Here is a 23,405-nt window from a genome sequence, read left to right on the forward strand (position 1 = left end):
TTTTTTTTATACTTTTGCGCCATCCAAAATAAACAGATGAAAAAAATTTTATTATTGCTGTTCGTTGTTATCAACACGATAATTTTAAATGCACAAACGGTAAGCATCGACGGTAAGGTATCAAATTTTGAAAAGAAGCCGGTAGAAAACGCAACTATTTATCTTCTCAAGCAGAAAGATTCGTCTATTATCAACTATACTGCAACCAATCGTGAAGGAAAATTCTCTCTGAAAACAAACGAAATTAAAGAACCAACCGTTCTGAAAATTGATGCAGATAAACTACTTTCTTTCTCAAAAAACTATGAGACTATCGACAAATCTATTTCTCTGGGAGATATTGAATTGGAGAAGAATACTGTTTTCAACATTGAAGAAGTGAAAATTTCTGTATCTCCTGTCAAAATTAAAAAGGATACGATTGAATTTAATGCCTCTGCGATCAAAGTTCGCCCTGACAGTAAAATAGAGGAACTCTTAAAGCAAATTCCGGGTGTCGAAATCAGTAATGAGGGCAAAATCACTGTTAACGGAAAAGAAGTTGACCAAATCATGATCAACGGGAAACCTTTTTTCGATAAAGACGGAAAAATAGCTTTGCAGAATCTTCCGGCTGATATTATTAAAAATATTCAGTTTACAACAACCAAAACAAAAGAGGAAGAGCTGAGTGGCAAAACTGCCAAATCAAATAATACCACGATCAATTTTAATATTGATGAGAAAAAAAACAAAGGTTTAATCTCAAGACTTACCATTGGCTACGGTTCAGATAAAAGATACGAAGGAAGCGGACTTTTAAGTTACTTTAAAAAAGACACCAAAATAAGTTTACTCGCATCATCCAACAACATCAATTCTCAGGGTTTTTCTAATGACGAGGTTTTCGACAGCATGGGTCACGGTAGAAATTCTTGGCTGATGCAGGGCGGAAGTGTGATAACTTCAGGCGGAACAACATATTACACTCAAGGTGGAAGTGGAAGTACCAAAGGAATTCAAAGATCTACAACAGTAGGTTTTAGTTACAGTGATAAATTGGCTGCAGATGCAGATTTAGACACTTTCAGTCTGATGCATTCTGACAGCAATCTTGAAACAAGATCTAAAGTTTCCAGAACGACCCTCCTTCCTGATTATACTCTGAAAACCAATTCTGAAAACAATGGTGAAAATGAAAACAGACAGTATAGCTTCGATACTTCAGTAAAAATAAAAATAGATTCTCTGACCAGTATTTATTTTTCACCTACTTTTTCCAGAACAGAGGGTTTTAATTTTAATGATTCAAAGTCGAGTACATTTAGAGATGACCTTCTTCTGAATGAAAGTAATTCGTACACCAGCACAGACTCTGAAAGTAATTCATTTGCTCCAAACATTTATTTCTCGAAAAAATTTAAGAAAAAAGGAAGGAGTGCATATGCAAATATGAACACGACAATTTCTGAATCGAAAAGAGACCAAATCAATAAATCTGAAACTTTATTTTATCAAACCAGCGAGCCTAATGACATCCGGAATCAGCTTTCTAAAAACAAAACTCAGACAAACAATTACAGATTCAGCGCAGGATATTCTGAACCACTTTCTGATTCAACGTCCATCAGTTTAAATCTAAATTATGAAAATAACATTGACAGAAATCTCAGAGAAGTGAATGATTTTGATCAAAATATAGGAGAGTATTCTGTTTACAACATAGGATTATCTAACAGGATGGATCAAAAAATAGACAAAATAAGTCCGGAATTAGTCTATGAAATCAATAAGAACAAATTGAATTTGTGGGCTACTGTAGATCTTGACCTATCAAAAATGAGAGTAAATTCTTTATTTGACGGAAGCCGATATGATCTGGAGAAAAATTTCGCACTTCCCAATTACAGCATGAATCTGCAGTATCAGTTTTCACAAAACAAAAGGCTGAGTTTCTACAACAGCGCGCAATACACCATACCTACAGCAACACAGCTCACACCTTATGTAGATTTTGCAAATCCATTGATTGCGTATCAGGGAAATCCTAACCTGAAAAACTCTTGGAACAACCGTTCTTACCTGTACTTCAATAATTTTAATATGGTGAAAAATATTAGTTATTATGTGAATCTAAATTTCATCTACGGAAACAACGATGTGGTAAACTATTCTTATTTTGATGATTCCGGAAAGCAGTTTGTGACTTATACCAATGTAAGTGGAAACAAAAATATTAACTTGGGAGGTGGTTTTTCTAAAACATTTAAATGGAAAGAAAATAAACTGACGCTCAACCCAAGATTCAACATGAGCTATAACTACAGCCGTGGGTTTATCAATGCTGTTCAATATACCAGCGATTCATACTCTTTGAATCCAGGATTTAATGTAACGTATGAAATTAAAGATAAAATCACCGTAAAACCCTCTTACAGCTTAGGTTACAATTTCTCAGATTACACCAATTATGATATTGGAAGAGTACATACTGCCAATCAAATTTTAAAACTTGAATTAACTAACTATATTTTTAAAACAAAACTCGTTATTGGCAATGATTTTGAATACAACACGACGTCGAACATTGCACCCGGTTTCAAGAGAGATTTTTACTTCTGGAACACGAGCTTAGGGTATTCTTTTTTCAACAAACAGCTGACTGCAAAAGTGAAAGTATATGATATTCTTAATCAAAACCAAAGTGTGAGAAGAACCATTATGCCTGCGTACTTTGAAGACCGCGAAGACCTTATTTTAAAACGTTATGTGATGTTTTCTTTATCGATGAAGCTGAATAAGTTTGCCGGCAAAAAGACAGGTACAAAGTAAGACCAAACCAACCTTTATATATTTGAAATGATCAGGAGAAATTCTGGTCATTTTCTTTTTTATTTAATTAAACTGAAGCATTTCTTTTTTATTAATAAATTAGCGGCAAATTTCAATTATGAAGATACCTTTTTCTATTGTACTGATTTTCTTTTTTATTTTAGGAAAATCTCAAAACCAACTTCAGCCCGACAGCTTTGTGAAAGATAATTTCACCAAAAAAGAATTTTACATCACGATGCGTGACGGCATCAAACTGTTTACCATTGCCTATATCCCTAAAGATATTTCAAACAAGCAAAAATATCCTTTTTTGATGCAGAGAACCTGCTACAGCATTGCGCCGTATGGTGAAAATGAATACAGAACCAAACTCGGTCCGAATCAATATTTAATGAAAGACAAATACATTTTTGTATTTCAGGATGTGCGAGGAAGATATATGAGTGAGGGAACATTCACTAATATGACGCCACAGGTTGAGCGCAAAACCAAAAAAGATATCGATGAAAGCACCGATACTTATGACACGATTGACTGGCTGATCAAAAATATCAAAGACAATAACGGAAAAGTAGGACAATACGGAACCTCATATCCCGGATTCTATACGGCTGTAGGAACTTTGGCGCAACATCCGGCATTAGTGGCTTCTTCACCACAAGCTCCGATTTCAGATTTCTGGAATGATGATTTCCTTCACAACGGAAAATTTATGTTGGGTTATTTTAGGACGTTTCCTGTATTTGGAGTTCAGAAAACCAAACCCGAACAAAAAGCTTGGTACTCTGATTCGATGATTAAATCTACCTCAGAAGACGGTTTAAAATTTTACAGAGAATTAGGAACTTTGAAAGATGCTTATGAAAAATATTACAAAGATAATTTCTTCATGACCGAAATTATGAACCATCCGAATTATGATGATTACTGGCAGAAAAGAAATCTTTTACCTCATCTTAAAAACATCAATCATGCAGTAATGACCGTTGGCGGTTGGTACGATGCCGAAGATCTTTCAGGACCATTAAATATTTATAAAACCATAGAAAAAACAAGTCCGAAAGCTAAAAACACAATTGTAATGGGTCCTTTCTCACATGGAGCTTGGGCTTACGAGCAGGGAAAACATTTCCACAATGAAATTTATTTTGGAGACAGTATTGCAACTTACTATCAGAAAAATATAGAGACCAAATTTTTTAATCATTATTTAAAAGGAAATACAAAACAGGACGCAGGTTTACCCGAAGCAGTACTGTATGACACTGGAGCGAAAGAATGGAAAGAATTTGCACAGTATCCTCCAAAAAATGCACAGAAAGTCAATTTCTATTTAGCTGAAGGAACTTTAAAAAGCACTGCAGGACAAGGCTCTTCAGAATATTACAGCGACCCGAACAATCCTGTATTAAGTTCAGATAATCTAAAAGACTTTAATGGATTTACTCCAAGAAATTACATGTCAGAAGATCAGCGATTTGCTGTGGGAAGACCAGATGTGTTGACGTTCACGACCGATGTTTTGACAGAAGATATGGCATTCGCTGGTGAAATTTTAGCGAAACTAAATATTGCTTCCACTTCAACCGATGCAGATTTTGCTGTTAAATTAGTCGATGTGTATCCTGAAGATTTCAAGCCGACAGAAAAGAAAGAAGGTGTGCTTTACGGAAATTACCATCAAATGGTAAGAAGCGAAATAATGCCTGCACGATTCAGAAATTCGAGAGAAAGACCTGAAGCTTTGGTTGCAAATCAAAAGACTGCAGTGAATTTCAGATTGCAGGATGTTGTTCATACATTTAAAAAAGGTCACAAAATTCAAATTCAGATTTCTTCGACATGGTTTCCTCTTTTCTCGGTAAATCCTCAGAAGTTCTTAGCTAATCCAAATATGGCTACGAAAGAAGACTACACGAAAGCTTTTATTAAAGTTTTTGAGGATTCTGCGATCGAAGTTGAGATTTTGAAATAATTTAGATTTTAGATTGAAATTAAATAATGAGTCCGTTTCACCAATGGTGACAACGGACTTTTTTTATGACTTTTCTCAAATCTGCTGCCGCGAAGATAGATTTTCAAATAAAATAACCATTAATAAAGTGCTTAGTTTGAGAAAAACTCTTTTTATTCCTCAATCGTTCTGAAAGTCAAATTGACTCTTGGGCTTTTTACTTTTGTGGTTGGTGGAAGTCTGTGTAGCCAGTTTTCCTGAGTGGTACCTTTCATCACCAATAAACTTCCATTTTCGAGCATAACATCGATTCTTTCTTTGGATAATTTATGCTTAAAAGAAAATTTGCGCTCTGCTCCGAAAGTCAATGATGCGATGGCTCCATTTTTTTTCAAATCCTTTTCGCCATCACTATGGTACGCCATTCCTTCGCTTCCGTCGTGGTATAAATTGAGCAGGCAAGAATTGTAGGTTTCGCCTGAAACTTGTTCGCATTTTTGTTTTAAAGCGATTAATTCCGAAGTCCAAATTCTAGCATATTTTGTCCTGTTCGAATAAGTATATTCAAATTCTTTCTCACCAAACCAAGCAACTTTACGCTTAGTAATAATCAGCTGACCAAAAATAACCGCTTCATCATTTTCCCATGGAGTTTCATTAAATAAATACTGATAATATTTCTCACATTCTTCATCGGAAAAAATCTTACCGTAGTAATCAGCATTTCCGCCTTTAGGAAGTATATTGATAGGAAAATCTTGTATTTCGTCGAAAAGAGTCATATTTTAATCAGGATAAAAATTAGTACTTTATTATTATAGGGATAATCATTTATTTTAAAACGATAATGGGTGAGTAGTTCCTCTCAAAATTATTTAAAATTTTAGAAAATTGTTTGTCCTTCTCAGGTTGAATCCATCCAAAATCAGAACTCTGTAACCCTTCACTTTCACCGTCAGAAATAATTAAAGTTTTAAAAACGCATTGATTATTTCTGTAGAAATATATCTCATTTTGAACTGTTGCTACATCAGCTCCTGTGTATGTGTATTCCGTTGTGAGAAATTCATTTATTAGAGAATGATTCGTTGTGGTAAAGACTTTTCCAAATTTATAATCATCAGCTACATCATTTCTGTCATTAACTATGAAAACTAATTTGCAGTTTTCATCAATTTTTATATTTAATTTTTCGCTAAAATTAAATTTCTCACCTTTTCTTAGCTTTTGAAGACGCGCCTCTCCTTTGTACGTATTTTGATCAATAATGATCGGAAATTCAGTCAAATACAAGAATACCAGAGTGAAAATGAACGCTGAAAGTATTATTAATTTTCTCATAAGAATATACTAAAAACCAAAATAAATATATTGTGATTTCAAATTTAATGACAAAATATCGTGTTCAACTTATACAATCCTTTACCCAACATCTTTTTGAGATATGCATTAACTTTAAAATTTTTCTTGTTAATTCTTCATTCCGTACATATTTACCTACTCCCACTCTGTATACAATGCCATTTGAGTACGTGAAAATCATATCAATCTTTTTCCCATTCAAAAATATGGCTATATCTCCATAATGATGGCTGATCATTATATCTTCTCCTTCCTGAAAATTATTGATTGTTTCACAAATAAATATTCGATCTCTACTGTTAACGTCCAAGTAGTCTACTCCTCCGTTTTCTGCATACCATCTGTTTTCGAGATGAATATCTGATTTATCACAATCAACAATAGTTTTTCCGCATCCAGCCAGAAAACAGAGAGGAAATATAAATAGTAGAAAAATAAGTTTCAGTTTCATCTTTAAGTTTATTTCAACTTAAATGAATTTCCGTTCCAATGATAAATTTTAGACAACCTTTTGGTTTTCTCCTTATCGTTTTCATCTTTCTCCATTTCTTCCATTTTAAAAATAAAAGCATTCGAAATTCCTCCATTATCGTTTGGAAAAATAAATTCTTCGCTGTGATGATAGATATCGGCATCTCCAACGTTCATTAATTGTGGGAGTGCAATCAGTTTTTTATTGGTAAAGAGAATATATTGATCATACCCTGCAATTCCGCAGGCTTCACCCGACACCGTAGCTTTTAGGGTAAAATCTACATTGCGAAGTTTGTGATTGCTTTCAATAGTGAAAGTTCCATAACTTAAACTTTCGCCTAAGCCTGTTTCAAAGAAAACCTCATCGACTAAGGCATTTCCTTCAAATGCCTTTACACTTGCTATATTCTGTTTGTAGTTTTGATTAAACTTTTTATCCTTTTTCTCCACCGTTTTTGAAATTCCAAAAAGAAAATCATGCCCATTTTTATTTCTGTAGCCGATACAAAGATTGGCGCCCCAGATATACCCTTCTACACTTTGATTGTTTTTCTGGTATGATATTTTATACCAATTTGAACTTCTTTCACCCAATTGTAAAACAGTTTCATCTTTTTTGATGATTGATACCTGATGATTTGACGGTAAAGAATCTACTATTTTGGAAGTTACCTTGGGCTCTTGTCGTACTCTGGTGAAATCTGTGAAAATCTTCTGCGTTTTGTTTTCCTCAAAATTAAAAACACCATTGGCATACACTGCTTCCTGTGCAGAAGACAGTTGAAGAACAAACAGAAAAACAGTGATTAAAAGAGATTTCATGATTTGTAATTTAAATTTTTTTCCAAGAGTAAACTCACCCATTCTTCACGCTGCAATTTCTTTTTCAGTTCTAACTTATTTTCTTTGCAAACTTCCAGAATATCATCCACATCAAAGAAACATAAACCTGAAAGCAGTAATTTTCCGCCATCATTCAACACAGAAACATACGTTGGAATATCTGAAATCAAAATATTTCTGTTGATATTGGCTAAAATAATATCGTAGTTGTCATTTCCTAAATTATTTGCTGTTCCCAGTTCGATATCCAATTCGACATGGTTTCTCACGGCATTTTCCTTAGAATTTTCTACTGACCATTCATCGATATCTATCGCTTTGGTTTCGCCTGCACCGATTTGTTTTGCATAAATTGCCAACACTGAAGTTCCGCAACCCATATCTAAAACTTTTTTTCCGTTGAAATCAATATCCATCATCTGCTGAATCATTAGATGTGTCGTCGGGTGATGTCCGGTTCCGAAAGACATTTTTGGCTGAATAACAATTTCGTGCATACCGGGAACTGAATCGTGAAATTCTGCTCTGATCAAAACTTTATCGTCGATATTGATCGGTTCAAAATTCTTTTCCCATTCTTCGTTCCAATTGATATTAGGCATTTCGGTGAACGTATATTCAATTTTCACCTCTTCATTTTGTAAAAGTGGTAAAGCTTTCAAGTCTTCTTCTTTGAAAAGATCTTTCTGAATATATCCTAAAATACCGTGAATTTCTTCTGTAAAACTGTCGAAACCTATCTCTATAAGTTCGGCCATTAATATATCACTCCAAGGCTGAAGCGGAGAAATTTTGAAATCGAATTCTAAATAATTTTGCATGTGAATAATTTATTGCAAAAATAAAGAATTAACATCATATTTCTGCCTGTTCGTATGAACGATATACCATTACGCGAAGTCGAAATGTGTAATTTTTAAAACGAAGCACGAGGTTTTTTTAAACTGCACTATATATTTCTTTCGCAAAAACTTTTCACTCAGTTAAGATCGCATAATTACAATCAAGTTGGTTACCTTGTTATAATCTATGTGATTCTTATTTAATGTACGTTTTGGCTAAAGCTCATTTAATAGCACAAAGAAAAAGCGGGCTAAAGCCCGCTTCCCTTTATTTTATAATTTGCGTGAAAGTTATCATTGTTTTGTAACTGCCACATCTTTTTCTTTCACAAAACTTCACTTGTTAAGAGACAAGGAATTCTTATGGATTTGTTGAGAAAATAGAACCGTTTGCAATTAACGCACGTCTGTTCATTTTCAAAATATCTCTTACCCATTCTGCGAAATCTTCCGGCTGAAGAACCTTATCGGGATTCCCATCTGTTAAACCACCTTCGATTGACATATCGGAAGCAATTGTACTGGGTGTCAAAGTTACAACGCGGATGTTTTGTTTTCTCCATTCTGCCATCATCGATTGTGATAATGAAACAACCGCTGCTTTTGATGCTGCATAAGCCGACATATTTGGGCCGCCCTTCAACCCAGCAGTCGAAGCGACGTTGATGATATCACCTTCTCCTCTTTCTTTCAGGAAAGGATAAACAGTTTTTGCTGCATAATATACTCCGAAAAGATTGGTCTTAATAACTTGTTCCCAAACTTCAGAAGACATTTCTTCGATTGAACCGAAATCTCCAATCCCTGCATTATTGATAAGAATATCGATTCCACCTAGTTGTGTTGCCAATGATTCTATTCCTGCTTTTACGTGAATTTCATTATCTATACTGAAAACGGCGTAAGATGAATTCACGCCCAATTTTTTAATTTCTTCAACGGTCATTTTAAGGTTTTCCTCATTTCTACCAGTGATCCCAACGTTTACTCCTTCCTGAGCAAGAATTAAAGCAACTGCTTTTCCAAGACCTCTTCCCCCTCCTGTAATGACGGCATTTTTTCCTTGTAAGTTCATTCAATTAATTTTGATGCTGCAAATTTACGAAACCTTTTTTTTAAACAACCGTTTATGATTTTGATTTAACTTAATATAATCATTAGGAAATTCTATATAACAAAACCAGCCTACAAGTAAGCTGGTTTCTGAAAGTAAAAATTAAAATTAAGGAATAAGGATACGATCCTTCACCTCAAAATCTTCCGAAACGGTAAACTGATTTCCGTACATATCATAAGCTCTCACCTCAACTTTATGTTTGCCGAGCGATAATTTATTTCCGAATCCTCCCATCCAGATATGTTTTGAAAACTCGGGATTTGAAGGTCTTCTTCCAGGGAAAAGCTCCTGTGTGGTATCCCATTTAAATACTGACTGCGCAAAATTAGGATCAATGGTTTCATTATATTCCATCATTTCCCATTCACCGTTATCGATTCTGTATTCCACTTTGTCTTTTTTGCTTCCTATGAAGAAATTAGCAAAAACTTTTGCAGATGTCTTTGATGGGAAAGGGATGACTTTTGGAACATACAATTTGATCTGATAATCTTCAGGTTTTCCGGCAGTCTTATATTTAACTTTATACTGATTATCATTAAAACTGATAAAAGAATATCCTTTTGCAGTGCCGTCTCTCATGGTAGAAGTAGGTAAACCGATATCATCTGACGTTCCTGACCACCAGTCGCCACAAGTAGTTCCTACATTATATTCGTGTAGATCTTTTGTTCCATTCCAACCTTGTGGTTTTCCATAAAAAATCTGCTGTTGAATATGCGTGTGAGCAGATAACATCAAAGCATTTTGAAATGGAGCAAGCGCATCAAACAGTTTTTGACGGTCTGCATTCCTGAAATTATCTTCATTGTTGTGATCCAAAGGAATGTGAAAAGAAACCACGATCAGTTTATTTTTATCGACAAGCTTCAAATCATTCTGAATAAACTGAACCTGATCATCACGGAATCCTCCCCAATACCCTTTTCCGTCTCTTGGATCCGGATACAAAATATCATCTAAAACCATGAAATGAACATTTCCATAGTTGAAAGAGTAATTGGCAGGACCGAAATTGGATTCAAAAGTTTCGTCTGAAAGCAAATCTTCTTTGGCATCATAATTCATATCATGATTTCCCATTACGTTGTACCAAGGTAGTCCGATCTCTTTCATGACATCAGCATAAGGTTTCTGGAGGCTCAGATTATCACCTACCAAATCTCCCAAGCTGATCCCAAAAACCGCATTTTTCTTTGTCCCTTTTACTTCATTAACGATCGCTCTTCTGAAATAATCCAGCTCTTTTTCTGTGTAAGGTTGTGGATCACCGAAAACAAGGATGTCAAAATTTTTGCTTTCATCCTGTTTCTGCAAAGCGAAATTTACTTCTTTAGGAAGTGCCCCGGTTGGCCCAACTCCTTTATATTTAAAATCTGCAGGTGAACCTTTCGGTTTGTAGTGATAAAAATATTGCGGAAGATTGTTTGAATTTAAAGCTAATTTATATCCAGAAGGTTTAATAACAAAAATCGTCTGATCTTCCTGAATCGGTAGGCTGTACTTTCCGTTTTTGTCGGTCAAAACAACCTGCGTTCCATTGGAAACAGCCACATTTTCTACTCCTTTTTCTTTATTTTCTTTCTTCTGGTTTTTGTTGCTGTCTTCAAAAACATATCCTGAAACCGAAGTCTGCGAGAATGCCATTGTTGAAATAAGCAGACACGGCAATATTATTTTTATATTCATTCTATTAAACTTAAATTAATTATTGATTCCACCACATTTTTGTGTTGATATTATCTCCTCCCATATTTTGTGAAGCTGTCACATAATTATCGTAATTCTGAACTTTGGTAACCGTTGGGTAAGGCATTCTCTGTGGCATCTTCCCTTCGTTGAACAAACCGCCGTTATTTGGTAAAACCGGGAATCCTGTTCTTCTCTGCTCATACCATTGCTGATGATCTACAAAGAATAATCCTACATATTTCTGCAGCATAATTCTTTCTAATGTATTATTGTAAGCCACTTTAGGATTGGTGAAATAATTCGCTGGCATTGTGCTTCCCCACTGTTCGATGGCTGCTTTCACTCCGTTTTCGTAAAAAGTCTGAGCGCTGCCGGGAATAATTCCTTTGAAGGCCAATTCAGATAGTATAAACTGTACTTCTGCATAAGGCATCACCAAAATTTTCAATGGAGCTTTTGCCAAATTCTGATTAAGATTGGAAGGCTGATAATTGAACGTTGTGCCCAAAGCATATCCTGAAGGAGCTCCTTTGTAACCAATATTCGCACCCGGAGGAGCTAAATTTTTTGCTTGTGTAAAAAACAAGCTCAATCTCGGATCATTATTATCTACTAACGTCTGAGTGAAAAAACCACCCGATGCGCGGTAAGCAGTAAAATCCTGAGGTCTAGCGATAGGAGGCATCAGTGGTGCAACTCCCGAAATATCTAAAACAGCTCCATCTGCATTATTTTGAAAAATTGGATATACCGTAGGATTGTTGACAATCTCGGTGATTCTCTGATTGATATCCAACTCACCATTTCGCTTTAATGCTCTCGTTAACAATCTTAACGAAAGAGAATTACAGAACTTCTTCCACTTTACGATTCCAGCAACATTTGAGTTAGCCTGGAAGAAAAGATCTCCTTCACTCAAAGTTTTTGTGGTATCAAAAAGTAAGTTGGCTTCCTTTAAATCATTTAAAAGAAATGTATAGATATCCTTCTGTTTATCATACTTAGGTCTCATGATATCCTCTTCTAAGCTTAATGCTTCTGTCATGGGAACATCACCGAAAGCATCCGTAAGATTTGCCATAATCCATGCATTCAGAACTTTTGAGATTGCCAGATAATTGCTGTTATTTTCTTTTTTGGCAGCTTCGTTCAGTTCTTTGACTTGCTTTAGCCATTTGTAGCTTGTATTCCAATATCCATTTCCTGTACTTTCGGTAAGATAATAACGGCTAACCGTAGTTCCTTCATTCGGAAAAGCCAACGCAACCTGCATGATATCAAATGTAAAATCATCGGCTCTGTTGTATCCATAAGATCCCATAGAGTACTGAATCGGAATAAGAAAACTTCCTACCGATGGATTTTTTATTCGGCTAGTGTCTGTATTGATCTCTTCAAAGCTCCTGTCACAAGAATTAAGACTTAAAACTGACAAAGCAATTGCGGTAGATAAAAATATTTTTTTCATGAGGCTGATCTTTAGAATTTTAAATTAACTTGAAAACCGACAGTTCTTGCTGTTGGAAGCTGGCCAATTTCAGCACCCGGAGTAATTGTAGAATCATTAAGTGATGCTACTTCCGGATCAAACATTGGGAATTTTGTCCACATCCAAAGGTTTTTGCCGAAAAAGGCTAATGTGAGCTCAGTAAGCTTAAGAGGTGCAATCACATCTTTCGAGAAGGAATATGCTATTCTGGCATCTCTCAATTTGATGAAAGAAGTGTCAAAAGTATTGGTTTCTATATTCGCTCTTCTGTAATAATCACCATAATAAGCTGCTAAACCAACTGCTTTTGTATTCGGGCTGTAAGATCCGTCTGGGTTGAGAACAACACCTTGTCCAACGATTGTTCCGTTTGGATTTTCTCTTCCCATTAACGTATTTTCCAGTTTACCTTGTTCAGACATTTTATGGTGTGTCTGCGAGTATGCCATTCCGCCATATTGACCGTCAAACGAGAAGCTGATCTGCCAGTTTTTGATTTTAAAATCATTCTGAAGTCCTGCTCTCCATTTCGGGAAAGCGTTTCCAACTTTTTCCACCCGGTCTGGTCTTGCAGGAAGCCCGGTCTGAGGATCATAAACTACCTCTCCGTTTGCATTTCTTACCAATTTGAAACCGTAAAGATCCCCTAAAGAACCTCCTACAACCGCATTATAATAAAGAACTCCTGCGACAGTAGAAATTGTATAATAATTATCACCTTTATATTCATCCGGAAGTGTTATAATTTTATTGGTGTTCAAAGACCAGTTTGCAGAAACATTCCAACTGAAGTTTTTTGATTTAATCGGAACACCAGAAAGTCCCATTTCTACTCCTCTATTTCTAATTTCACCTGCATTAATGATGCGATTAGAATATCCTGATTCTATGGGAGTTGTTACCGCTAAAATCTCATCTTTCGTTGTGTTTTGATATAAAGTGAAATTGTAATTCAACCTATTTTTAAGTGCTGAAAAGTCCATTCCAACTTCAACATTTGTATTTTCCTGTGGTCTGAGGTTGGGTGCGACATAAACATTTGGAGTGATTACCGATCCTACAAAGTCACTTGGAGTATAGTATTTATCTTTATTGTATGGTAATGTTCCAATTCCAACTTTAGCCCAAGACGCTCTTAATTTCCAATAATTAAATCTTTGACTTGTCAATTTAAAAATATCGGAAAGAATAAAACTTGAACTTACAGAAGGATAAAAAAATGAGCGATTATCCTTTGAGAGGGTACTGCTCCAATCGTTTCTTCCGGTGATATCTAAAAATATCAAATTATTATAGTTGGCACTAATTAATCCATACACACTATCCATTTGCTGATCATTCGGCTTTGGTACTTTTGTGATGAGCGAAATTGCATTATTTAAACTATAATCTCCTGCTACTTTAAGACCTTCCGCACGATAATCTGTCATTACGTATTGATTGTACCGAATACTTGCTCCAGCATTTGCACTTACATTGAACTTATTAAAATCTTTTTTGAAAGTGAAGAGCAAATCATTATTAAATTCATTATTCTTGATATACTGCTCTCTGTAGAAACCTTTGAGATAATTCGCAGAGCTGTAAGGTCTTTTCGTTGTTCTTTCCTCATCCAGCATTTCAATACCTGATCGCAGCATTAAGCTGAAATTCTTATTAAAATCGTAAGTTGCAGACAAGTTTCCGGTGATCATTTTTTTATCAAGACCATTCAGCATTTTATAAGCAATTAGATAAGGGTTATCTATAAAGCTGCTGAAAGGGTGAATCTGATCAACCTCCTCCTGTCCAGGTTTCCAGATAGGTTTGTACCAAGCAAGATCTACGTTTGGATTCTGAAAGATCATAAAGTATGAAATCGACTGGTTATTATAACCGGTCGCCGGAAGATTATCACTTTTTGTATTAGCGTAGTTGAATTTTGTTGAAATTCTAAATCTATCCGTCAATTTATGATCAATGGAGAAAGCCCCATTAAAACGGTCAAAACCAGTATTCGGCATCATCCATTTGTTATCAAGATACGTTAGTGATGCCCTGAAATTTGTTTTTTCGGTACTGCTTTCTACAGATAAATTATTTGATGAGGTAACACCTGTTTCCCAAAAACTTTTTATGTTATCTTTATAAGGTCTCCACAATTGTCTTTCTGCGCTTTGTCCAAGAAGATTAGGATCATATTGAAAATAATACTGTCCATCGAATTTTGGTCCGAAAGCACTGCTTGTTCCTCCTGTACTGACACCGTCTGCAGAAGCTCCGTAAGAATAGAAAAATTGTCCTGCAGTATTTTTAGCCAAAGTTCCTTGCCCGTATTCATACTGATAATCTGGCCATTTTAAAACAGAATCATAGCTCAATGATGAATTGAAAGAAACACGAAGTGCTCCATTCTTGCTTTTCCCTGATTTTGTGGTGATCATTAAAGCTCCATTCGCAGCTCTAGAACCGTACAAAGCTGCTGCGGATGCACCTTTAAGAACAGTAACAGATTCTATATCATCCGGATTTATGCTGTTTAAACCATTTCCTAAATCAACAGGAAGGTCACCTCCAGTTCCAGCTCCGTAAGCTGCGGTTCCTGTTCCTGTTGTAGAATTACTCAGAGGAACGCCATCTACAACGATCAATGCATTATTGCCTTCCAGAGAGAAAGTTTTTTCTCCTCTCAATGTAATTCTGGATGAGCCTAAAGGTCCGGCTCCAGCTGTCTGAATTTTCAAACCTGCAACACGACCTTCCAAACCTTGAGCCCAGTTGTTATTCTGAATGTTTTCAAAAACTTCAGAATTTACCTTTTCAGCCACATAACCTAATGATTTATCCTGTCTTTTAATTCCGAGCGCTGTAACAACAACCTCTTCAATATTCTTCACGGTATCTTTCTTTACCTGTTGCTGGGCCGCCATATTGACGCTTACCAACCCTAAAGCGGATAGTAGAAGTAATTTTTGAGTCTCCTTACGCATATCAAATTTTTGTTTGCGCAAAATTAGAACGACTTTATGACGATGCTTTTAACATGAGTTTAACATATTTTTAACAATTATTGAACGTCATGTGAATCATGTGTGAACGAAAATTTTAAAACCCTATCAAACACTTATTTAGAGACATTATCAAAGCTTAATGCAATACATAGTAACTGAAATATGTATTTTTAATCCCTTTTTACTCTCACTCATAATTAGAGACAAAATATGCCTTACAGAATCTGTAAGGCATAGTAATTTAAAAATTCGGAATCTATTTTAAGTCTTTAAAATCTGCAGGTGTATTTGTGGTGACAAATCCGATTCCCTGATCTTTCAGTTTGTTAAAAATTGTAACATCATTAACCGTCCAGGAATTTGTAATTAATCCCAGTGCATTCGCTTCAGCAATCCATGTTGGATTTTTTTCAAAAATGCTGTAGTGGTAATCGATTCCGTCTAACCCTTCGTCTTTGATTTGTTGCGGAGATAGTTCTCCTCTCAGATACTGAACTTTAAATAAAGGCTCCAGTTTTTTGATTTCCTTGCATATATTTAAGCTGAAAGAAATAAACTCAATTTGAGATTCAAGCTTCAGATCTTTGATCATTTTAATGGTTTTTACCGTTAACTCGTCTTCTTTTTCTTTTGTTTTGTCAGGTTTGATCTCTACAATCAGTTTTAGAGATTGATCTTTTTTTCCTTTCTTCAAATAATCTTTCAGAGTAGGAAACTGTTCTCCGTTTGAAAGTTTCACCTTTTTAAGTTCTTTAAAATCTGTTTCTGAGATTTCCATCTTTGCGTGATGCTCGTCATGATTAACCACCAGAACTCCGTCTTTCGTCATTCTTACATCAAACTCAGCTCCGTAAATTTTCAGATTCTGAGCATTTTCTAATGATTTCAGTGAATTCTCTGTTGTTGGAGGATTGGTCTGAAAATATCCTCTGTGAGCGATTATTTGGGTTTGTGCATTCATAACTCCTGCGCTTAAAACAGCTAACCCTAAGATAAAATTTTTCATAATATAAGTAGAAATTAAATGTAAAAGCCCCGGGGGACTTTTACATAAAGATAATATTAAATTTTTAGAATGTATATTTGGCTCCTAACTGGATCTGGTAAGGATTTCCTGATAATGGCTCCAGACCGCTTGTATTCAGGTTATATTTAAATTCTTTGGTAACAGGATCAAAACCTGTAATTCTGTACAATGCGGTGTTTCCGTAAGATTTATTGACACCCCATTCCTTATTCAACATATTGGCAACGTTGAAGATATCTACAGAAAGTTCGAAACCACCAATTTTTTCAAATTTAATTTTTTTCGCAAGACGAAGATCCCAAACACCAAAGAAGCCATTTTTACCGCCATTCCTTTCTGCAACCTGATTGTTGTAGTCTGTAATGTAGTTTTTCAGCGCATCACCCACCTCGGGATTATCAATTAAAGTTTGGGTAAGATTCGGGAAAACATAAGCTAAATCGTTGGTATCCACAAAATCTCCATTGATATTTCCTCCGGAAGTCAAAGAAAAGCGTGTCCCTCCAATTCCTGAATACCTGATCCCTAAAGTGAAGCCTGCAATAGTAGGAGAGTTTCCGTATACTACCACTTTATTTCTAAACTGATTATCAGAGTAAGACATTCTTAAATTTCTGGGATCGCTTTCTACCAAAGTAGATAAAGTTGCCGTGTTGGCTACATTTCCGTTGTACGAAGTATTGTCTTTAATATCTGACCATGTGTAACTTACTGTAATTTCACCATCCTTCCAGTAACGGTAGCTGGTGTCCGCTACAAACGAAAACTGGTTCACTTTACCGTCACTTACCAATTCTAATACACGACCGAAGTTTTTGTTGATTCTTCCATCTTTCCAATTCATGGTTCCATTTGCTGCATTGATAGTGCCCAGAGGAACATACACTCCTCTTCCACCTTCATTACCCAAAGTAAAATAAGGATTATCAACCATGTTTCTGTCATAATAGAAATAATTGTTTCTACCTAAAGCCACGTATCCTGCAAGTCCTGCTCTGAATCTTTCATTAAAGAAATGCGTATAAGAAATATTTGCTTTATAAACGATCGGGATTTTCGCATCATTTCCGGTATAGTTAATCGTTGGCAGCTGATATTGCTGCAGCGAAGGAACAGTAGAATAATCTGCTCTATACCCAGGGAAATTCGGTGTAAGACCAATCTGAGTAGGATTTACATCTACCGTAGCAAAATGATTTCCGTCGAACACCAAATTATTAATTATCATGTAATTATTGATATCCGAGGAGAAAATTCCCGCTCCGAATTTCAAGAAATCTTTATTTCCTTCATTAATATTCCAATCAAACTGGAATCTCGGCTGAATAATAAAAGATTTAATTTTATTATCGGTTCTTATTCCCATTTGATCAAACAGTTTTTGGTTGAATTCTGCTTTTGGATAACCTCCGTAATCAAACCTGATCCCTGCCATTAAATCTAAACCTTTCGCAATTTTGGTCTGCATCTGACCGTACAAACCCAGATTATAAATACTCGATTTCACCGATGTATCTTCTACCAAAGGCACTTCTCTGTAATATCTGTAAGGCGTAAGATTATTAAAATTATCAATTCCCAAGAACTGGAATCTACCGTTAACTTCACTTCCGTAGATCGATTTTGATCTGGTATACATCAGGTCTGCACCAAAAGTATATTTTATTTTATCGGTATTGTAATATAAGTTATCTACCAATTGGAAGACATTATTTTTGAATCCTTCCTGAGCAAAACGATGCCCGCCCATCTGTATATTTGTGGTTAAATTAGTTCCGTCAATCGTAGAAGCTACACGCTCTACAATAGCTCTTGGAACCGTTTTTCCCAACTCATCATTTTGATAACTATCTTGGAAAGTATAAAGATACTGCGCTTTTAACTCATTGGTTAAATTAGGCTTCAGATTTGATCTCAAAGTCAACAGGAGACTGTTATCTAAGTTTTTATCATTGGCATACGATTCAAAAAAATTGATTGCGGTATTATCTACCAAACCATTTTTATACAAATCGTAGGTGAAATTATTTCTAAGAGTCAGCAAGTTTTTTTCATTGATCTGCCAATCTAACCTTAAAAATCCGGCATCAGAATTTCTTACTCTGTCAAAAGCTCCGAATTGCTGTGTATTTCCAACTCCATATTTCGCTCGTCCAATATTCAGTACCTGATTCAGCGATTCGTTGGTTACCCCAAGTCTCAAAGCATCGGCATTGCTTTGAATATCAGCGATAAGCAAAGGTTTTGAATCAATCTGATGATCCCAAGCTGCGAAAAAGTGAAGTTTATTTTTAATAATAGGACCGCCCAAAGAAACACCGAACTGGGATGTTGAGAAATCATTTACACGTTCATTTCCTCTTATATCATATTTGCTCGACAGCCATCCTGTTCTTAAATATTCCCAGGCACTTCCTGTAAATGTATTGGTTCCCGATTTTGTTACCGCACTTACTGTTCCTCCGCCACTTCTTCCTAAGGTGACATCATACTGGTTGGTTGTAATTTTAAATTCACGTACCGCCTCAATGGAAATTGAGTAAGGAGCACCACTTCGGCTTGTCGTGGAACCTGCAGAAGTAGGGTTTTTCGCCGTCATTCCATCAATGGTAAAATTGGTTGAAGACCCCAACTGACCTGATAAGTTTCCACCCTTACCACTTAAAGGTGATAATTCGGTAAGATTGGTGAAATTTCTTCCGTTTACAGGTAAGATTCCGATATTTTTTGCGGTAATTGCTGTGGCTGCACCCAAATTTCCAATCTTGTTTTTTAAATTTCCGACAAGCACAACCTCTTCAATTGCTTTTTCGCCAGAATTCTCCAAACTCATATTTACTGTAACCTGATCACCAAAATTGACGTTATAACCTTCTTTTTTCTCATCATTTACAATCACTGAATAAGGTCCGCCCAAAGGAATCTCTTTAAAAATATACTCTCCTTGAGAATTAGTCTCCGTTTCTGTTCTAAAACCGGTAGATTCATTTACAATTATTACTTTAATTTTATTTTGCCCTACGTTTCCTGCGCCATTTACTTTCCCGACAATAGAAGCCTGAGTGGTCTGAGCGTAAGCCATCGTACCCATTCCTAAAAATAATAATCCTAAGACAATCTTTACTCTTTTCATTTTGTTAAAATTAGATGCGCAAAGGTATTCTGACTTTGTCGTCCCTTTGTTTAAGGGAGTTTTAACATTTTCTTAATTAAATTGCAACATAATATTAACGCATCATCAACACCGATTTTATTTGATGAAATATCAGACAGTTGAGATATATTAAGCTATTTTAATATTCTCATATTATTTAATTATTTTATTTTTTTAAATTGAAATTACTTTGGTTATTTTTGCGTTTAAATAAATTTCCGATGTCCGAAAACATTCACCAAAAGATAGATCAGCTCCGTAAAGAACTCAATCAGCATAACGAAAACTATTATCTGATGGATGAGCCGAGCATCTCTGACCTTGAATTTGATTTATTACTAAAAGAACTTCAGGATCTGGAAGCCAAACACCCGGAATTTCACGATGACAATTCTCCGACTGTGCGTGTTGGTGGCGGTGTAACCAAGATTTTCCCGACCGTTCAGCATCAGTTCAGAATGTATTCTCTGGATAATTCTTACGATTATGATGATTTGGCAGACTGGGAAAAGCGCATCATTAAAACCATCGATGAGCCTGTGGAATTTGTAGCTGAATTAAAATACGACGGTGCTTCGATTTCTATTTTGTATGAAAACGGAAAGCTGGTTCAGGCAGTGACGCGTGGTGACGGTTTTCAGGGTGACGAAATTACTTCCAATGTGAAAACCATTTCAGATATTCCGGTAAAACTGACCGGAGATTTCCCTCAACGCTTTTTTATGCGTGGAGAAATTTATTTAACAAGAAAAAACTTCGATAAAATCAATAAACAGCGTGAGGAGGAAGGTCTTGACCTCTTTATGAACCCACGAAATACAGCAAGCGGAAGTCTGAAAATGCAGGACAGCGGTGAAGTGAGAAAACGCAGACTGTCTTCCGTTTTGTACCAGTTTGTTTCGCAGGAAGTTCCGGCAGAAAGTCATTGGGAACTGCTTCATCAAGCTCACGACTGGGGATTTACAATTTCAGAACAGGCAAAACTCTGCAAAAATTTAGATGAAATAAAAGAGTTCATTAACTTCTGGGATACGGAAAGACATAATCTGCCTTTTGAAATTGACGGAATTGTTCTGAAAGTCAACTCATTAAAACAGCAGAGACAGCTTGGTTACACAGCAAAATCTCCACGTTGGGCAATGGCTTATAAATTTAAAGCTGAAAAAGTAGAAACCGAGCTTGAAAAAGTGACTTATCAGGTCGGAAGAACCGGAGCGATTACGCCTGTTGCAAATCTGAAACCCGTTTTACTGGCAGGAACAACTGTAAAGCGAGCTTCCCTTCACAACGAAGATATCATTAAAAAACTCGGTCTGCATGAGCACGATTTTGTGTATGTGGAAAAAGGCGGAGAGATTATTCCAAAAATCGTCGGCGTTAACGAAGAGAAAAGAACTTCTGATAGCACAGAAATTGAGTACATCAAGAACTGTCCGGAGTGCGGAACTGAACTGATAAAACTTGAAGATCAGGCGATTCATTTTTGCCCTAACGATTTGCACTGTCCGCCTCAGGTGGTTGGAAGAATGATTCACTATGTTTCCCGAAAAGCTCTAAATATTGATAATCTGGGAAGTGAAACCATCGAACAGCTTTATAATGCTCGATTAATTGAAAATCCTGCAGATTTTTATGCGTTGACAAAAGAGCAAATTCTTCCATTAGAAAGAATGGCGGAAAAATCGGCTCAGAATATCATTGATGGAATAGAAAAATCTAAAGAAATTCCATTTGAGAAAGTTTTGTTTGGAATCGGTATCAAACACGTTGGAGAAACAGTTGCCAAGAAATTGGTAAAGAACTTCAACACGATTGACGATTTGAAAAAAGCTACTGCCGAAGAATTGTGTCAGGTGGAAGATATCGGGATGAAAATTGCAGTGAGCATCGTTGATTTCTTTAATAATCCTGAAAATATTCTGATGCTTGAAAGATTAAAATCTTACGGCGTTCAACTTGAAAAAGGAGAAAATACCAATGAAGTTTTATCGAATACTTTGGAAGGAAAAACGTTTTTGTTTACCGGAAAATTATCGCTGTTCACCAGAGAATCTGCGGAAGAGATGGTAGAAAAACACGGTGGAAAAAATATTTCTGCAGTTTCTAAAAATTTGAATTATTTAGTGGTTGGCGAAAAAGCAGGAAGTAAGCTAAAAAAGGCTCAGGATATCGGGACGATTACTATTCTTGATGAGCAGGAGTTTTTGGATTTGATTGGATAAAATTAAACCACAAAAGTCATAAAAGAATTAAGTCATTTTCCAAATTCCTTTTGGAACTTTTGTGATTTAGATAATTACTGATTTTTCTTCAGCCATTCCAACCGGCGTTGGTCAGGAAGATGCTTGACCGAGAAGTTTTCGAAAGTAGCCTTGAAGCCATTTCCATCCGGACTTGCTGCCATAAATCCGACTTGAACAGGCGTGTTGTCCTGCAGAAAAGCATTTCTCATCATCACATATTCTTTGTCGTCAAAAGAATAAAAAATCTCGACCGCATCGAGTCTTCGTACTGCTTTTATCCAGACAAAAGGCGGTGTTTTTTCCAAAACGATGACACTCCAGTCGCTGGTTTTGTGCGTCACAACGGTACTGAGATTAAATTTCCCGTCCACGAATTCTACACCGGCTTTGATGTAATTTTGTTCGTCGATTCTCAGCATCAATCCCATTTGGTCGAAGCGGGCTTTGTAATCTCCGGTGATTTTCACTTTGGTTTCAAATTCTCCGCCGTAGGTTGAGTAATAAAATGGCGCATCATCAACGGTAAAACCATAATGCGAAATCCGCCAATAGTCACTTTGTGGCGTAACGTTCATGACCAGTTTTTTGTCTTTGATTTCCCATTGCTGAGGTTCGTTGAACCATGTCATTTTTTCGAGAGATTGTGCTTTTAGTCCTGAAAACAAATTCAGAAATATGACTGAGAACAGTATTATTTTTTTCATTTTAATCTTGATTTTATAGTTCGCGTATGACTTTGCAAGGATTTCCAACTGCCAAAACATTCGACGGAATATCTTTTGTCACCACAGATCCCGCTCCTATCACTGTATTATCACCAATCGTAACGCCGGGAAGAATGCTGCAGCCTGCGCCAATCCAGACATTATTTCCGACCGTGATTGGATAAGCATATTCCAAAGCTTTGTTGCGCTGCTCGACGTCGAAAGGATGACCGGCTGTGTAGAATCCGCAGTTGGGTGCGATGAAAACATTATCTCCGAAACTTACTTTTGCACAGTCGAGAATAACAACATTCACGTTAGTGTAGAAGTTCTCGCCAATCTCAATATTGTGACCGTAGTCGCAATAAAACGGCTGTTCGATATGAAAGTTGTCTGTGGTCTTACCAAAGAGTTTTTTAATTAAAGCTTTTCTTTGCTCGATTTTTGAAGGCTGCAGATGATTGTATTCAAAACAGAGGTCTTTGGCGATATTTCGTTCTTTGATGAGATCTTTGTTGGAAGCATCATAGATTTCTCCGCTCAGCATTTTTTCTTTTTCGTTCAGATTATTCATGTATTTTTACTTTGATAATGGACAAATGTATGACGTTTTGGAGGTTTAGTCAATACTGATTAATAACCATTTGTAATCTACAATCTAATGAAATTTACAGTTCAAATTTTCATCTTGTTTTTAATT

The 23,405-nt window shown here is 36.0% G+C and carries 16 protein-coding genes; 3 read left to right on the plus strand and 13 right to left on the minus strand.

Annotated features, from left to right (window positions below; all coding sequences use genetic code 11):
* The first annotated feature begins 36 nt into the window (after window positions 1–36).
* Both AR685_RS17100 and AR685_RS17105 read left to right on the plus strand, forming a co-directional pair.
* Complete coding sequence (locus tag AR685_RS17100; RefSeq protein WP_059125343.1) at window positions 37–2,811, plus strand: outer membrane beta-barrel protein; 2,775 nt, start codon at window positions 37–39, stop codon at window positions 2,809–2,811.
* 118 nt (window positions 2,812–2,929) lie between these two features.
* Window positions 2,930–4,789, plus strand: a complete 1,860-nt coding sequence (locus AR685_RS17105; protein ID WP_059125344.1) for a CocE/NonD family hydrolase — start codon at window positions 2,930–2,932, stop codon at window positions 4,787–4,789.
* A gap of 152 nt (window positions 4,790–4,941) precedes the next feature.
* On the opposite strand, the gene AR685_RS17110 is transcribed toward AR685_RS17105, so the two are convergent.
* The 11 genes from AR685_RS17110 to AR685_RS17160 form a co-directional block, all read right to left on the minus strand.
* A complete protein-coding gene (locus tag AR685_RS17110) occupies window positions 4,942–5,550 on the minus strand; it encodes an alpha-ketoglutarate-dependent dioxygenase AlkB family protein (RefSeq protein WP_059125345.1) in 609 nt (202 codons plus the stop codon).
* Window positions 5,551–5,599: 49 nt separating this feature from the next.
* Window positions 5,600–6,109, minus strand: coding sequence for a hypothetical protein (locus AR685_RS17115; protein WP_059125346.1), 510 nt, complete (start codon window positions 6,107–6,109; stop codon window positions 5,600–5,602).
* Window positions 6,110–6,173: 64 nt separating this feature from the next.
* A complete protein-coding gene (locus tag AR685_RS17120) occupies window positions 6,174–6,581 on the minus strand; it encodes a hypothetical protein (protein WP_059125347.1) in 408 nt (135 codons plus the stop codon).
* A gap of 8 nt (window positions 6,582–6,589) precedes the next feature.
* Window positions 6,590–7,426 carry an SH3 domain-containing protein gene (locus AR685_RS17125; protein WP_047445396.1) on the minus strand — a complete coding sequence of 279 codons (837 nt, stop codon included), beginning with the start codon at window positions 7,424–7,426 and terminating at the stop codon, window positions 6,590–6,592.
* Window positions 7,423–8,268 carry a 50S ribosomal protein L11 methyltransferase gene (gene prmA, locus AR685_RS17130; protein ID WP_059125348.1) on the minus strand — a complete coding sequence of 282 codons (846 nt, stop codon included), beginning with the start codon at window positions 8,266–8,268 and terminating at the stop codon, window positions 7,423–7,425. The genes AR685_RS17125 and prmA overlap by 4 nt, the downstream gene beginning before the upstream one ends.
* Window positions 8,269–8,650: 382 nt before the next feature.
* Window positions 8,651–9,364, minus strand: a complete 714-nt coding sequence (locus AR685_RS17135; protein ID WP_047445392.1) for a 3-ketoacyl-ACP reductase — start codon at window positions 9,362–9,364, stop codon at window positions 8,651–8,653.
* Between the two features lie 147 nt (window positions 9,365–9,511).
* Window positions 9,512–11,095, minus strand: coding sequence for a calcineurin-like phosphoesterase C-terminal domain-containing protein (locus AR685_RS17140; protein WP_059125349.1), 1,584 nt, complete (start codon window positions 11,093–11,095; stop codon window positions 9,512–9,514).
* 19 nt (window positions 11,096–11,114) lie between these two features.
* Entirely contained in the window at window positions 11,115–12,566 is a 1,452-nt protein-coding gene (locus AR685_RS17145) for a SusD/RagB family nutrient-binding outer membrane lipoprotein (protein ID WP_059125350.1), read from the minus strand.
* Between the two features lie 11 nt (window positions 12,567–12,577).
* On the minus strand, window positions 12,578–15,556 hold the full coding sequence (locus AR685_RS17150; protein ID WP_059125351.1) for a SusC/RagA family TonB-linked outer membrane protein: 2,979 nt from the start codon (window positions 15,554–15,556) through the stop codon (window positions 12,578–12,580).
* A 277-nt stretch (window positions 15,557–15,833) separates the two neighbouring features.
* Window positions 15,834–16,583, minus strand: a complete 750-nt coding sequence (locus AR685_RS17155) for a glycerophosphodiester phosphodiesterase family protein (protein WP_047445385.1) — start codon at window positions 16,581–16,583, stop codon at window positions 15,834–15,836.
* A gap of 64 nt (window positions 16,584–16,647) precedes the next feature.
* Window positions 16,648–19,737 carry a TonB-dependent receptor gene (locus AR685_RS17160; RefSeq protein WP_047445383.1) on the minus strand — a complete coding sequence of 1,030 codons (3,090 nt, stop codon included), beginning with the start codon at window positions 19,735–19,737 and terminating at the stop codon, window positions 16,648–16,650.
* Between the two features lie 242 nt (window positions 19,738–19,979).
* On the opposite strand from AR685_RS17160, the gene ligA reads away from it, so the two are divergent.
* Window positions 19,980–21,980 (plus strand): NAD-dependent DNA ligase LigA, encoded by a 2,001-nt coding sequence (gene ligA, locus AR685_RS17165; RefSeq protein WP_047445381.1) that lies wholly within the window; start codon window positions 19,980–19,982, stop codon window positions 21,978–21,980.
* Between the two features lie 74 nt (window positions 21,981–22,054).
* Here ligA and AR685_RS17170 read toward each other — a convergent pair whose 3' ends face one another.
* Complete coding sequence (locus AR685_RS17170) at window positions 22,055–22,705, minus strand: DUF1349 domain-containing protein (RefSeq protein WP_047445856.1); 651 nt, start codon at window positions 22,703–22,705, stop codon at window positions 22,055–22,057.
* Between the two features lie 13 nt (window positions 22,706–22,718).
* On the minus strand, window positions 22,719–23,279 hold the full coding sequence (locus AR685_RS17175; RefSeq protein ID WP_047445379.1) for a sugar O-acetyltransferase: 561 nt from the start codon (window positions 23,277–23,279) through the stop codon (window positions 22,719–22,721).
* Window positions 23,280–23,405 lie beyond the last annotated feature (126 nt).

Source organism: Chryseobacterium sp. JAH (assembly GCF_001507335.1).
Taxonomy (GTDB): Bacteria; Bacteroidota; Bacteroidia; order Flavobacteriales; family Weeksellaceae; genus Chryseobacterium.